At 70.0% G+C, this 13,170-nt stretch carries 13 protein-coding genes; 7 read left to right on the top strand and 6 right to left on the bottom strand.

What is annotated here, in order from left to right; genetic code table 11:
• Window positions 1-19: 19 nt before the first annotated feature.
• Together P3102_RS14230 and P3102_RS14225 are read right to left on the bottom strand one after the other, a co-directional pair.
• Window positions 20-919, bottom strand: coding sequence for an ROK family protein (locus P3102_RS14230; RefSeq protein ID WP_276369617.1), 900 nt, complete (start codon window positions 917-919; stop codon window positions 20-22).
• Window positions 916-2,328 carry an APC family permease gene (locus P3102_RS14225; RefSeq protein WP_276369615.1) on the bottom strand — a complete coding sequence of 471 codons (1,413 nt, stop codon included), beginning with the start codon at window positions 2,326-2,328 and terminating at the stop codon, window positions 916-918. Before P3102_RS14225 ends, P3102_RS14230 begins: the two co-directional genes overlap by 4 nt.
• Before the next feature lie 215 nt (window positions 2,329-2,543).
• Here P3102_RS14225 and P3102_RS14220 point away from each other — a divergent pair, with 215 nt between their 5' ends.
• Together P3102_RS14220 and P3102_RS14215 are read left to right on the top strand one after the other, a co-directional pair.
• Entirely contained in the window at window positions 2,544-3,047 is a 504-nt protein-coding gene (locus tag P3102_RS14220; protein ID WP_276369614.1) for a hypothetical protein, read from the top strand.
• Window positions 3,044-3,976: a hypothetical protein gene (locus P3102_RS14215; RefSeq protein ID WP_276369612.1), complete on the top strand. Its 933-nt coding sequence runs from the start codon at window positions 3,044-3,046 to the stop codon at window positions 3,974-3,976. The genes P3102_RS14220 and P3102_RS14215 overlap by 4 nt, the downstream gene beginning before the upstream one ends.
• A gap of 6 nt (window positions 3,977-3,982) precedes the next feature.
• Here the strand turns inward: P3102_RS14215 and P3102_RS14210 are convergent, their stop codons facing one another.
• Window positions 3,983-4,891: a prolyl oligopeptidase family serine peptidase gene (locus P3102_RS14210; RefSeq protein WP_276369611.1), complete on the bottom strand. Its 909-nt coding sequence runs from the start codon at window positions 4,889-4,891 to the stop codon at window positions 3,983-3,985.
• Window positions 4,892-4,999: 108 nt separating this feature from the next.
• Here P3102_RS14210 and P3102_RS14205 point away from each other — a divergent pair, with 108 nt between their 5' ends.
• On the top strand, window positions 5,000-6,082 hold the full coding sequence (locus tag P3102_RS14205) for a DnaJ domain-containing protein (protein WP_276369609.1): 1,083 nt from the start codon (window positions 5,000-5,002) through the stop codon (window positions 6,080-6,082).
• 123 nt (window positions 6,083-6,205) lie between these two features.
• On the opposite strand, the gene P3102_RS14200 is transcribed toward P3102_RS14205, so the two are convergent.
• Window positions 6,206-8,704: a M14 family zinc carboxypeptidase gene (locus P3102_RS14200; RefSeq protein WP_276369608.1), complete on the bottom strand. Its 2,499-nt coding sequence runs from the start codon at window positions 8,702-8,704 to the stop codon at window positions 6,206-6,208.
• Between the two features lie 235 nt (window positions 8,705-8,939).
• Between P3102_RS14200 and P3102_RS14195 the strand changes: the two genes are divergently transcribed.
• From P3102_RS14195 to P3102_RS14180, 4 genes are all read left to right on the top strand, one after another.
• Window positions 8,940-9,629: a DUF998 domain-containing protein gene (locus tag P3102_RS14195; RefSeq protein WP_276369606.1), complete on the top strand. Its 690-nt coding sequence runs from the start codon at window positions 8,940-8,942 to the stop codon at window positions 9,627-9,629.
• A 105-nt stretch (window positions 9,630-9,734) separates the two neighbouring features.
• The gene (locus tag P3102_RS14190) at window positions 9,735-10,064 is read left to right on the top strand and encodes a YciI family protein (protein ID WP_276369605.1); all 330 of its coding nucleotides are present in this window, start codon (window positions 9,735-9,737) and stop codon (window positions 10,062-10,064) included.
• Window positions 10,065-10,066: 2 nt separating this feature from the next.
• Entirely contained in the window at window positions 10,067-11,335 is a 1,269-nt protein-coding gene (locus P3102_RS14185) for an RNA polymerase sigma factor (protein WP_276369603.1), read from the top strand.
• Entirely contained in the window at window positions 11,332-12,114 is a 783-nt protein-coding gene (locus P3102_RS14180) for a methyltransferase domain-containing protein (RefSeq protein ID WP_276369601.1), read from the top strand. The genes P3102_RS14185 and P3102_RS14180 overlap by 4 nt, the downstream gene beginning before the upstream one ends.
• On the opposite strand, the gene P3102_RS14175 is transcribed toward P3102_RS14180, so the two are convergent.
• Together P3102_RS14175 and P3102_RS14170 are read right to left on the bottom strand one after the other, a co-directional pair.
• The gene (locus tag P3102_RS14175) at window positions 12,008-12,667 is read right to left on the bottom strand and encodes a hypothetical protein (RefSeq protein WP_276369600.1); all 660 of its coding nucleotides are present in this window, start codon (window positions 12,665-12,667) and stop codon (window positions 12,008-12,010) included. The two genes, P3102_RS14180 and P3102_RS14175, sit on opposite strands and share 107 nt — an antisense overlap.
• Complete coding sequence (locus P3102_RS14170) at window positions 12,664-12,993, bottom strand: hypothetical protein (protein WP_276369598.1); 330 nt, start codon at window positions 12,991-12,993, stop codon at window positions 12,664-12,666. Before P3102_RS14170 ends, P3102_RS14175 begins: the two co-directional genes overlap by 4 nt.
• Window positions 12,994-13,170 lie beyond the last annotated feature (177 nt).

The raw sequence follows: 13,170 nt of genomic DNA, 5'->3' as shown, positions 1-13,170 counted from the left end.
ACCAGGTGCCGAATTGCGGTCAGGCGTCCAGCGCGATCGCGATCGCGCCCAGCAGGGACGCGTCCTGGTCGAATTTCGCCGACACCAGTTCCGGCGGGAACGGCACGGCTTGAGCGAGCCGCTCGCGCAGTGCGGGCAGCAGGATGTCGGCCGAGCGCACCAGTCCCCCGCCGACGGCGATGCGCTGCGGGTCGAGTGCGATGGCGAGGTTCGCGACGTGCATCGACAGTTCGTCGAGCGCCGCGCCGACCAGTTCCTTGGCCTGCGCGTCGTCCCTGGCGAGGCCGAACAGTTCGCCCGCGGTCACCGGGCGGCCGAGCAGCACACTCGCCCGGCCGCCCAGCCCACGCCCACCGACGGCTTCTTCCAGCGGCGCCGCTCCGCCCGCGAACCCGTCGGTGTCCTGCGGAGAGAGGAGGTTGTACCCGATCTCTCCCGCAGCGCCATTCGCGCCGGCCAGCAGCCGGCCGCCGACCAGGACCGCCGCGGCGATCCCGGTCCCCAGCGAGAGGAAGACCGCCGGATCGGTGTCCGCCAGCGCCCCCCATCGCCATTCCGCGAGCGCCGCCGCCTTGGCGTCGGTCCCCACCTCGATCGGCACGTCCCCGAACTCCGCGGCGACGAGTTCGCGCAACCGCAGTTCCTCCCAGCCCGGCACGTTGGGGGCCAGCAGGATGCGGTCCTCCAGCACGATGCCGGGGCTGACGACGCCGATCGCGCCCAAGGCGTCCGCGGCGCCTTCGTCGGCGAGCAGTTTCCGTGCCGCGGCGAGCGCGCGGCTGACCACCTGCCCGGCGCCGGCCTGCGCGTCGGTGTCGAGCCGCCGGGTGACCAGCAGGCTCCCGGCTCTGTCGGCCAGCCCGATCGCGACCTTCGTCCCGCCGAAGTCGATCCCCAGGATCAGTTCGTCCCCCGTCACCGCACGTTCCCCTCTGCTGCCGCCCCCGCGAACGATTCCTGGATTCCCTTGGGCCCGAACGGCCACACGTGCTCCGCCTTCGCGTAGGCGAAGAACGCCGCCACGCCGAGCGCGATCCAGCCCACCGAAAGCCCGATCGAAAGCCAGGTGGCGGAGAAGTAGATGTAGACCCAGCCGAGCAGCGCGATGACCGTCGGGATCGGGTAGAGCCATTGCCGGTACGGCCGCTCCAGTTCCGGCCTCCGTCGCCGCAGCACGACGATCGCCGCGACCTGCGCGAGCGACTGGATGAGCACCAGCACCGTCACCGCCGCGTTGATCACCGCGGTCAGCGTGCACAGCGAGCCGATCGCGGCGATGACGCCCATCGTGAGCACACCGGCCGTCGGCAGGTTCAGTCTCGGGTGCAGTTTGGCGAACACCGGCAGGAACACCTTGTCGCGCGCGGCCTCGAACGGGACCCGTGAGCCGCCGAGCAGACCGGCGAAGACCGAGCCGATCGCGGCGATCACGATGAACACCGTGATGACCTTCGCCGCGCCCGTGCCCCAAGCCTGTTCCAGCACGGTGGAGGCGACCGAAGTGGCGTTCTTCACTTCCTCCAGCGGGACGGAGCCGAGCACGCCGAGCTGCAGCAGGAAGTACAGGCTCATGATGCCGAGGATCGAGAGGATGATCGATCGCGGCAGCGTCCGGCCCGGGTCACGCACCTCGCCGCCGAGGTAGGCGCTGGTGTTGTAACCGAGGTAGTCGTAGATGGCGATGATCAGGCCCGCGCCGAGCCCGGCCCAGAACGCTCCGCCGTCGAACGAGAACGCGCCCGGCGTGAACGCGAACGCTTGCGCACCGTCGAAATGCGTGAAGGCCGCGACGATCACCGAGAGCGCGGCGAACAACATGATCGCGAACAGGACGGTGGTCAGCTTCCCGATCTCGCCGATCTCGCGGAACAGCGCCAGTACGATCAGCACGATGACGCCGAGGCCGATGACCTTGCCGAGCCCGGTGGTCCCGCCGTCGTCGGCCACCCCCGGGATCAGGTACCCGAGGTACTGGACGAGCCCGATGATGCCGGTGGACATGATCAGCGGGATGAACAGTACCGCGCTCCACGCGAACAGGAACGGCATGAGCCTGCCGGTCCGGGAGCCGAACGCCTCGCGCAAGTACACGTAGGTGCCGCCGGCGCCGGGGAGGGCGGCGCCGAGTTCGGCCCAGATCAGGCCGTCGGCCAGCGCGATGACCGCGCCGATGAGCCAGCCGAACATGGCCTGCGGGCCGCCGAGGGTCACCACCATCGCGGGAATGGTGACGAACGGGCCGATCCCGCACATCTGGGTCATGTTGATGGCGGTCGCCTGCAGCGGCCCGATCTTCCGCTCGAGCCCCGGCCGCGGGGATGAACTCAAAACGCGCCTCCCGATTAGTTAGTAAAGTTTCTTAACATAAATTGGGGCGTGCCGGAAGGCCGGGCGGCGAAGTTGTCGTGTGCCGGTCCACCCCGGACTGCCCGAAAGGGCGGAATCCGCCGAATACGCCCGAACGGCCCAAGCCGGGACGTATCAGGGGGCCTTCGTTCTGCGTCCTTATCCGAAAGGACGTCTTCCCAGGGACGGTGAGGTCCATGAAACGGCTGATCAGCACGGCGATCGCGATCGTCGCTCTCGGGTTCACGGTCGCCTGTGGCGGAGCGTCCGCTCCCCGCGACACCGCTCCGGCGGATCTGACCACCGACAGCACGGTGACGACGGAGACCGCCCCGACGGCGTCTTCCGAGGTCGTCCCGACCGCGCCGGGCCCCCGGACCGAAGAACCTCGTCCGCCCGTCGTTCCCGGAAGCCCCATCAGGTACAACAGCGACCTGCTCGGCACCGATCCCGCCACCGCCAAGAACGCGATCGAGCAGAACCTCGCGGATCTTTGCAAGAGTCCCCGGCGGTGCGGGGTCTCGGTGGTGATCGCCGACGCGAGCGCGGGTGACTGCATCCGCGGTATCGGCCCGAATCCGGTCCACCCCGGCAAGACGATCACGATCCGGGCCAGGGCGTGCGCACCCGAGACGACGGAGGAAAGCTCGGCGCCTCCGAAGTCGGAAAGCATCGAACCGAGCGAAACCACGGGCGGATGAGCGTCCGGCGTTCACTTCGCCGAAGCCACCGAGGTCTCCGCAGACCCGAGCCCACCGCCGGCGAACCGGCGGCCGGCCCGTCGCGCGCGCTCAGGCTGATCGGCACCGCACTGGCCAACACGACCCTGCTCACCGCGTTGCTCTACTACTTCGGGCTCGTCTACACGCAGACGTACTTCATCTACTTCCGCGTGCACTACACGCTGCTCGGCCAGCCGCCGGACGAGATCTTCGGGCGAGGCGTCGACGGCATGCTCCTGCCCCTGACCGGCGCGGCGGGCGCGGTACTGCTCTTCCTGATCCTGACCCGGTTCCTGAAGATCCGGCTCGGCGAGGATTCCTGGAACCGCCTGCTGCGGAGCTGCACCCCGGTCGCCGGCGTGCTCGGCCTCGCGCTCCTCGTCTCGTCGACGGCGATCGCCCTCGACCCGGAACCCCTTCGCGACCGTCCCGGCGCTCCCGGGCTCGGCTTCGCGATCGGTGTCCTGATGGTGCTCTTCGCCTGGCGGCACTGGACTTCGCGCAGCACGGGGAGCGGCCGGTCGAGCGTCGCGGAATTGGTGACCGGCTACGTCCTGGTGAGCATCGGCCTGTTCTGGTCCGTCGGCGACTACTCGGGAGCCGTCGGCACCAGCCGTGCCTACGAGGCCGCCGGGGTGATCCCGACGAGACCGGCCGCGACCTTGTACAGCGCGGAAAGCCTCAATCTCACCGCGAACGGTGTCGTGCAGGTGAAATGCGCCGACGCCGGAGCCGCGTACAAGTACCGGTACACCGGACTGAAGCTGCTGCTCCAGTCCGGTGGCCAGCACGTCTTCCTCCCGGCGAACTGGCGAGCCTCGACCGGCGTCGCGTTCGTGATCCCGAAGACCGACAAGCTCCGCCTCGAATTCGGCCCGCCCCGATCGGTGCCGCCGCCCGCCTGCTGACGCGTGTCAAGCCAGCCGCCGCTCCAGCCACTCGGCGGCCGTGTCGTCGACCAGTTTCGCGATCGGCAGCTGCGGGGCGGGTTCGATGCCCGGGTCTTCGGCCAGCGGATGCGCGAGGCCGGGCAGCCGGGCCAGGCGGACGTCGTCCGGCCGGGCGTACCGCCGGCGCAGCGCGGCGACCAGGTCGTCGGCGTCGGTGCGCAGGGAGGAATGATCGTCCTCGCCGCTCACGACCAGCAACGGAACTTGCTCGTCCCGCGCCGATATTTCACCCGATCGTGCGACGAAGTCGAGCTGATCCGCTGCTCGTGCTGCCTTGTCGCTCCACGGGTACGCCTGCCCCAGCAGGTCTTCGACCAGGCCGATCACCGAACGCGCCCGTACGGCGGGGTTGATCAGGACCGCCGCGCGGACCGGGATCTCCCGCGTGGCCAGGATCGTCAACGCCACCGCACCGCCCAGCGAGCCACCGACGACGGCCATCCGCGACGAGTCGAAACCGAAGCGTTCGCGCAGTTCCGCCAGCGCGGCGGGGAACTCCAGCGCCGCCTGCGCGACGACCGGATCGACGTAGGCGAGCATCGCGTCACGCCGGGCCCGTTCGAGCAAGGCGTCCATCGAGCCGTCGACCATTCTCGCGCCGCACAACGGCATTCCCAGGTACACCCGCCACGCCGGCACCCCCGCCAGCGGCAACGCGGCCGCGAACGCGGCGTCGGAGCGAGGCGAGTCGATCATGTGCCAAGCGACGACCACCGGCGCGGGACCGCTGACCTCGACTGATGGCGGCAAGACCGTGAACGGTACCCCCGCGGCCGTGCCCGTGACCGGTTCTCCCACCGCTGTCCTTCCTCGCGTGTTGTCGATCTCCACGATATCCGGGACGCACCGGAGACGGACCTCGTTCCGCCACAAGCGAAACAGTATGCCGCGAGGTCACCCCGACGCGCCGCGGAGGTGGTTGCGGGTGACCGGCGGCGGCCGAATAGTGTTGCGGCCCGGCCCTTTGGAGGTGAACCGCCCGTGCCCGATGTCGACTACTACGAGGTGCTCGGCGTGGGCAAGGCCGCCTCGGTCAACGAGATCAAGACCGCGTACCGGCGGCTGGCGAAGTCACATCACCCGGACACCGGGGGTTCCGCGCTCACGTTCCAGCTGGTCCGCGAGGCCTACGATACGCTCAGCGATCCGATGCGGCGCGCGGGCTACGACGCGGGCGGGCGCTCCGTGCGCGTCCCGATCCGGCCGCGGCCGCGGCGTCGCTTCGGCGAAGAACCGGGCTACGAGCCCGAGCCGGTCGTGATCGATCCGGAAGACCTCGAATGGTGGGCATTCGCCGGACAGGACGGCCGCGTGCGCCACGGACGGCGACGCGGGCCCGGGCACACCCCGGTCGTCGCGGCGGTCGGCGGGATGGTGCTGGTGCTGCTGCCGGTGCTGACCGGCGTCGGATTCACGGCCCCCACCCTGATCGTCTGGCTGATCCTGACCGCCGGAACCGCGCTGCTGGTGCAGCGCCTCGCGCGCGGCTACCTCGCCGCTTCCCGCGCCAAGAACCGCTTCGCCGCGGAATTCGGCGGGAAACGGGTGTTCGGCACCCCCGGCACCGAGGCCGACGAACTCGCCGAGCGCCTCACCGCCGACCTGCTGGAGCGCTACCTGACCCGGCTGCCCGGCGCGCGGATCTTCCACGGCCTCTCGTGGCCGGATTCGGTCTTCGCCGACGTCGACCACGCGGTGCTGTGCGGAAAGCGGCTCGTACTCGTCGAATCGAAACTGTGGCTGCCGGGGCACTACGAAACCGACGACGACGATCGCCTGCTGCGCAACGGCCGCGCCTTCCTCGGCGGCGGGAGCAGGCTGACGGAGAGCCTCGCCGAGTACCGGCGGATCCTGCCGGGGGTCGCGCTGCGCGGCGCGATGATCGTGTATCCGAGCCGGACCGGTGAGATCACCACGGAGTACGAGGACCCCTCTCCCGCGCCGCCGATGACACCCGAACAGTTCCTGCACGAGATCGGCGGCTGGCTGGCGGCGGAGCCGTCCACTGTGGACTCGGCGACGATGCGCCTGGTCCGGGACCGGGTCGTGGGCGGAAGGGCCTGAGCCACCGCTCCCTCGCCGCGCCCTGTGGTCCGTGAAGGCCTCCTTGAGGGACCCAGGGTCCCTCAAGGAGGCCTTCACGGACATACCACCTGAGCGCTTCCGGTAAGCCTTGCCGCTCGTGAACTACCGGCCCGAGCGCTCCTTCTTCGCCCGCGCGGAACGGGTGCAGACCTCACCGACGTCGACCGTCTGGCCGCGGTCGACGTAGACGTCCGCCAGTCCGACGAGCTTGCCCTTCGGCGACGTACAGGTCAGCTGGTACGCCTCCTTGGGGCCGTAGGTCGGCGGGATCGGCGACTGGAACGACACACCGCCGGTCCAGTCGTCCACAGTGGACGGATTCGCCTGCGCGTAGTTGACCAGCACGGCCGTGTACTCCCCGGCGGGCGGGTCGTACAGGATGGCGTGCTCTTCCGTGGTCGAACCGTTCGCCGAAGACGAGACCATGTTGCCCGCCGCGTCGAAGACGTACAGATCCCAGTCGGAGTCCTGGCCGGCCCACTTGACGTCGACACTGAACTTCCCGTTGTCCACCTTGGGGAGCCCGTCGACGCGGAACTTGAAGCTCTCCGACGTGGGGTCGTTCGGGTAGTTCGTGTTGATCGCCGGGACCCCGGCCGGGTTGGCCACCTGGATCGCGGGCTGTGCCGGCCCCTGCGGCTCACGGCCGTAACGGCCCGCGACGTAGGGACGGGTCGACGGGTTGACCGACCACGCGAACCGGCCACCGGTCGAGGCCAGCGACGAGTTCAGGTCGTCGGTCACGTAGATCGGCGGCTTCGTCGAACCGTCCGGCTGCACCACCGGCGAGGTCGGCGTCTGGAAGGTCTTGTGCAGCTTCAGCTGGTAACCCTTCGGCGCGGTACCGATCAGCGTCGCATGCGCCGCCGGGTCCGCGGTGTTGGCCAGCATGTCCACGAACGCCTGCCGGTTGCCGCCCTTGCCCGCGCCCGCCGCGGGGGCGACGCCGGTGTACTCGGCGACGACACCTTCGGAGAACGGCGGGTGGAACTCGTTGGGGCCGACCTCGAACGTGAAGCCCCAGCCACCGGTGGCCCAGTACGACCAGTCCTCGGTCGAACCGGTCGTGTCGTAGAGCGCCCACGACGGCTGGCTGGTGTACCCGTTGCGCGAGGCCATCTTGTCACCGAGCGCCTTGTACGCCGGCTCGTCGAGCGGCGGGCGGACGGCGGCGACACCCGGGACACGCAGCACCAGGTTGGAGTAGGTGTGCAGCGTGATCAGGTTGGTCACCTGGCGGTTGGACACGATCGAGCGGATGTTCTGCGTCTCGGGCTCGGAGAACGGGCCCGCCCCGCGGAAGGTGTCGCTGCGCCACAGGGTCGACGCGCCGGCGCCGCCCCAGAAGCCCGCGTAGTTGCGGTTCGGGTCGGTGCCGCGTTCACGGCCGGCGGGGTTGGCCTTGCAGACGCCGGTCGCGAACTCCTTGGGCGAGTCGTTGACGTTGCAGTTCTTGCGCTTCATCTCGTAGTCGAACCGCGAAAAGTCGCCCTTGGGCTCGGCCTCACGAGAGATTTCGAAACCGTCGGGGTTGACGATCGGCACGATGACGTTGCGAGTCCGGCCGACCAGGCCGCGGAGTTCGGCGTTGTTGCCGGTGTAGCCCTTGACCAGTTCGTGGGCCCATTCCATGGCGTGTTCGCCGGCGGGCCACTCCCGGGCGTGGTGCACGCCCATGGTGAAGTTGACGGGCTTGCCGTCGGCGATGTTCTTGACGTCGGTCGCGATCTCGAGGGCGACGACGTCGCGGCCTTCCCAGGTCGGCTGCGGCAGCGTGAACGCCGTGACGAGCTTGGGGTTCTTGCGGGCCAGTTCCTTGACCTCGAACTGGTAGTCGTAGAGGTGCCGGTAGCTCGTGCGCCCGGACGGCAGGGTCGAGGCCCGGGTCTTGGCGTCGTACTCGCTGTCGGCCTTGGCGTTGCGGATCGACTTGCCCGAAAGATCCGGCTCGATCACTTTCGATTTGAAGCCGTTGTCCGCCAGCGTCTTGCGGTCGGTGTCGTTCGCGAGGACGACCTCGACGCCGGTGGCGTCGGCCTTCTCGGTGACGTCCAGTCCGAGCCGCAGGAGCTTGTCCTTGTCCTGCTTGGCGGGCGTCTCGACCCGGACGAGTTCGGCGCGCTGCGGCGCGGGCGCGGCTCCGGTCGGCGTCCCCTGCGGCGTCAGGGCGAGGAAGTCGACCCCCAGCAGGGCGTCGCGCGTCTGCCCGGCGTACCGGCAGGTCTGCACGACGAGTTTCTGGTCCTTCTTGACAAAACCTTCGGCGAGCTCGTGGCTGCGCAACGCGGCCGACGCGGCCACCACGGCTCCGGTGGTCTTGTCGAAGACCGCGAGGTCCCAGTCACCCTCGCCGCCACCACGGGGCGCGATCCGCGCCTGCAGCAGACCGTCTACTGTGGACGTGAACTCGCGCCGATCGGTGCCGGAGGTACCCGGCTTCTGCAGCGCGGCGAAACAGGAACGCGGCACGGCCTGATCGGCTCGCACCACGTTGTCCGCGGCCCCTGCCGTCGTGGCCGACGGGAGTGCCACGAAGGTGCCGGCGAGCACCAGGGTCGCCGCCGTCCATCCCGCTCTTCGCCGGTTTGGTGAATACCCCACAGACTGACCTCCTTGGACAGTCCGGTGACCGGGTGAGGTCACCGGTAGCGAGACCCTAGACCCGGGACCCCGTCCGAGGGACCCGCCACAAGTCGCCTACACCTCTTTCGGCCCAGCGATCTCACCGACCGTGCCGGAACGATCACTCGCACACGCGCCCCAAGACGGGACTTCCCTGTCGATTTCGACAGTAAAGCCTAAGAAAACCCTCAGGTTGAGTGGTTATCTTTCAACCATGACGACGTCCCAGGTCACCGCCCGGTCACCGCTGGCACTGCTGGCCGCCGTGGTCTCGGTCGCCGGCGGAGCGCTGCTCATCCTGCTGTTGCAGGTCCTCCCCGCCACCAGCGGCATCAGCCCGGTCCGCCGCACCATCAGCGAATACGCGCTGAGCGAGTACAAGTGGATCTTCGACGTCGCGGTCCTGCTGGTCGCGCTCGGCTCGGCGATCGGCTTCGGCGCGCTGATCCGCCGCAAGCACCTTCCCGCGCTGTCCGCGGCCTCGGTGTTCTGCGCGCTCTGGACGGTGAGCCTGGTGGTGATCGTGGCGTTCCCCAAGAACAACTGGGCGATCGGGCCGAGCACCGGCGGGACGGTGCACCGGATCGCGAGCGTGGTGGCCTTCGTCGCCCTTCCCCTGGCGGTGTGGTTCGCCGCGAAGGCCGTCTTTTCCTCCTCGCCCGCCCGGCGTGCGGTGACGCGGGTGCTCGCGGTGGCGGCGCTGGCCTGGTTCGGGGTGATCCTCGGCGCGATCGTGGTCTCGATGAACGGCGGCGAGCCGTGGTGGCGGGCGATCCCGCTGGGGCTGGTCGAACGCGCGATGGCGCTCACCGGGCTGCTCGCGCTGGCGTCGCTGCTCATCCCCGCCCGCGTCGTCACCGCACCGGTGGCCGAGCAGTCCGAAGCGCTGGAAGCGGCCTCCTGAAAGTTTTCTCGGCGTCGTGTCCATTTGACGGTCTCCCGCTCGTAGTGGTGTCGTGCGGCAAGCAGGCCGTGCGTAACCCAGAACGGGAGTTCCACCGTGAAGTACATGCTGATGATCCAGGCCGCGACCGGCGACGTCGAGCCCCAGTGCACCTTCGAGGATTGGATGACCTACGACAAGGAGGTCAAGGACGCCGGGATCTGGTCCGCCGGGGAGTCGCTGGCCGACCTCGTCACCGCGACCACGGTGAAAGTCGATCGCGACGGGAAGCGGACGGTGACCGACGGGCCCTTCGCCGAGACCCGCGAGGTGCTGGGTGGTTTCTACGTCATCGACGTACCGGACCTGGACGTCGCGCTCGACTGGGCGGCCCGCTGCCCCGGCGCCCGGGACGGCTCGGTGGTCGTCCGCCCGGTCGCCGATTTCACCGTCTGACCATGGCCGAGCGGGGGCCCGGGACGGCTTCGGTGGAGGCGGTGTTCCGCGAAGAACGGGGAAGGCTCCTGGCCGCGCTCGTGCGCCGCTTCGGCAACCTCGACCTGGCCGAAGAGGTCACGTCCGAGGCGATCGAAGCGGCGCTGGAGCGCTGGCCGGTGGACGGTGTCCCGCCGCGGCCGGGTGCGTGGCTGATGACCACCGCGCGGCGCAAGGCGGTCGACCGGCTGCGCCGTGATCAGGCCTACGCCGCCAAGCTCGCGGTTCTGCAGGTGGAAGCGGATCGGGCCGGGCCCGCTCCCGCGGCGGACGCCGGTGACAGCCTGCCGGACGAGCGGCTGCGGCTGTTCTTCACCTGCGCCCATCCCGCCCTGCCCGCCGAGGACCGGGGTGCGCTGATCCTGCGGTTTCTCGCCGGGCTGACCACGCCGGAGGTGGCACGGGCCTTCCTCGTCCCGGTGCCGACGATGGCGAAACGGATCGTGCGGGCGAAGAAGAAGATCAGCGAGGCCCGCATCCCGTTCCGGGTGCCCGGCGCGGACGAGCTGCCGGAGCGGCTGCCGGGTGTGCTGCAGGCGGTGTACTCGATCTTCACCGAGGGGTACGCGGCCAGTTCGGGGGCGAGTCTGCAACGGGCGGACCTGGCCGAGGAAGCCATCCGGCTCGGCCGCATCCTGCGGGGACTGATGCCCGCCGACCAGGAGGTGGCGGGGCTGCTCGCGCTGATGCTGCTCGTCCACGCCCGGTGGGACGCCCGGACCGGGCCGGACGGTGAACCGGTCCTCCTCGCGGACCAGGACCGGAGCCGCTGGAACCGGGATCTGATCGAAGAGGGCGGCGGCCTGGTGGTCGCCGCCCTGACCGGCGGCCCGCCGGGACCCTACGGGGTGCAGGCCGCGATCGCGGCCCTGCACGACGAGGCGGCCGACGTCGAGACCACCGACTGGCCGCAGATCGTGGCGCTCTACGACGTCCTGACGACCTTGGCGCCCTCCCCCGTCGTAGCGCTCAACCGCGCCGTGGCCGTCGCCCTGCGCGACGGTCCGGCCGCGGGACTCGCGCTGCTCGACGAACTGACCGGCGAACCGCTGCTCCGCGGCTACCCTCCCTTCGCCATCGCCCGGGCCGACCTGCTGCGGCGGCTGGGCCGCCACGACGCGGCGCTCACGGCCTACCGCGAAGCGATCGCGCTCGCTCCCACCGAACCCGAACGCGAACACCTGCGGCGAAGGTCGGCCGCGCTCGAATCCCCGACGGAGACTCCACGATGACCGCCGAACACCTCGCCCGCGTCGCCCGCGGCTGGGACGAAGCCGCCGACGGCTACGAGGCCTACTACGTCCCCCGGTTCGCGCCGTGGGTCGCCGCCGCGGTGCGGGCGCTCCCCGCGCAGCTGCCCGGTGGCCCCGTTCTCGTCCCCTGCTGCGGGACCTTCCCGGAACTCGACGTGCTCACCGGGCATTTGCCCGGCCGCGAGATCGTCGGCATCGATCTGTCCGCGGGCATGGCCGCCCGAGCGCGGACACGGGCCGCGGGCAACTCACTCGTACGCGTTGTCGAGGGCGACGCCTCGGAACTCGAACCGGCCTCCGCCGCCGCGGTCCTCTCGGTCTTCGGGCTCCAGCAGCTGCCCGAACCCGACGCCGCGCTCCGATCCTGGACCGGCGCGCTTCGCCCCGGCGGAGTGCTTTCGGTCGTCTACTGGCCGCACAGCACCGAGCCGGGAGGGCCGTTCACCGTGCTGTCGGACGTCCTCCGGGAACGCGTCCCGGCAGGCGACCGCTCCTGGGAAGAGCGGCTCCTGCCCGCTTTGCGGGGCGCCGTGCTCGAACGGGACGAGCCGTTGTCGTTCCCGATGGTCCATCCGGACGCGGACACGTTCTTCACCGCGCACACCCGATCCGGGCCGATGCGGCCGCTGGCGAGCATGCGCGGTGAGGAGTTCATCGCCGCACTGCGCGAGGAATTCGTGCGAAAGTCCCCGAAAGGGGAATGGCGGCACCGTCCGGCTGCCCGGCATATCGTCGCGCGGGCGGCACACCGGGCCTGACCTCGTCCTCCACGGTGTCTTCGGTGGCCTTGCGCAAGCGTGCGGTGCAGACCGAAAGGTGCACCACGTTGGCGCGTTTGTGATGGCGGTACACGTGGACGTCGGAGGCGAAGCACGCCGCCGCCAGCAGGGCACGCCGCTGTTCGATGCGCTCGTAGCCGACCCCGGCCGGGCAGAACACGGTGACCTCGACTTCGTCACCGCGCGGTTTGGTCCACAGGATCACCGGCAGCCTGCCGTCGAGGGTGCACACCCGGGCACGGGCGAAGCCGGTCCGCAACCGGTGCTGCACGACGATCGAGCGAAGCCGGTCGCGGAGGAAGCGCCGCGCCGCGCGCCAGTAGAACAGCCAATTCGCGACGCCGAACAACACGACCGCGCCCCAGATCGGGCCGACAGCCCGGAAAAGGGCGAACAGCGCGTACGGGAGGACGAGGAGCGCGCCGACCTCGTAACGCCAGTGATAGAGAGCGATGAGCGGGTTCGGCCTCCTGACCACCGTGATCTCCCTGGCCAGCTCGGCGATCGCCTGGGGTTCCTGCCAACGGCTCATGACCTTCCTCCTGTCCGTCCGGCGGTTTGCTCGGCGGCCACGGCCGCCGCGGGAATGGAGCGGACGACACCGGCACCGGCGCAGTCCGGGCAGACGGCGTCCTCGTAGGGCCACCACCCCGTGCCCCCGCAGGGTTCGCACGCGTGGACGGTGTCCCAACGGGGATCGCGGTAGACGCGGCGCCTGCTGTTCGGCACCCGGGTGACCTGCTGGCCGCGAGCGGCCGCGCGGGTGTCTTCGTCGGTCGCGAAGAGCCATTCGTGGAAACGCCCGGCAAGTCGGTCGAACCAGGATGGCGCTGCCGTGTGGTTCTCGTGGTGGGACATGAGGTTCACCCCCGATGCAGCAAGCGCGAACTCGGGTCGGCCCACACGGCGCCTACTCCGGCATTCGTGTGGCCCACAGGCGACACGAACGGGTTCAGATGCACAGCGTCATCTTCAGATGGCAGTCAGCATCCGCTCTCCGGTCGCGCCCGGGTGGTACCGGCCCTGGTCCTTTAG

The sequence above is a fragment of the Amycolatopsis sp. QT-25 genome, from assembly GCF_029369745.1.
Classification (GTDB): Bacteria; Actinomycetota; Actinomycetes; order Mycobacteriales; family Pseudonocardiaceae; genus Amycolatopsis.
This window is presented reverse-complemented; position numbering and strand designations above follow the sequence as displayed.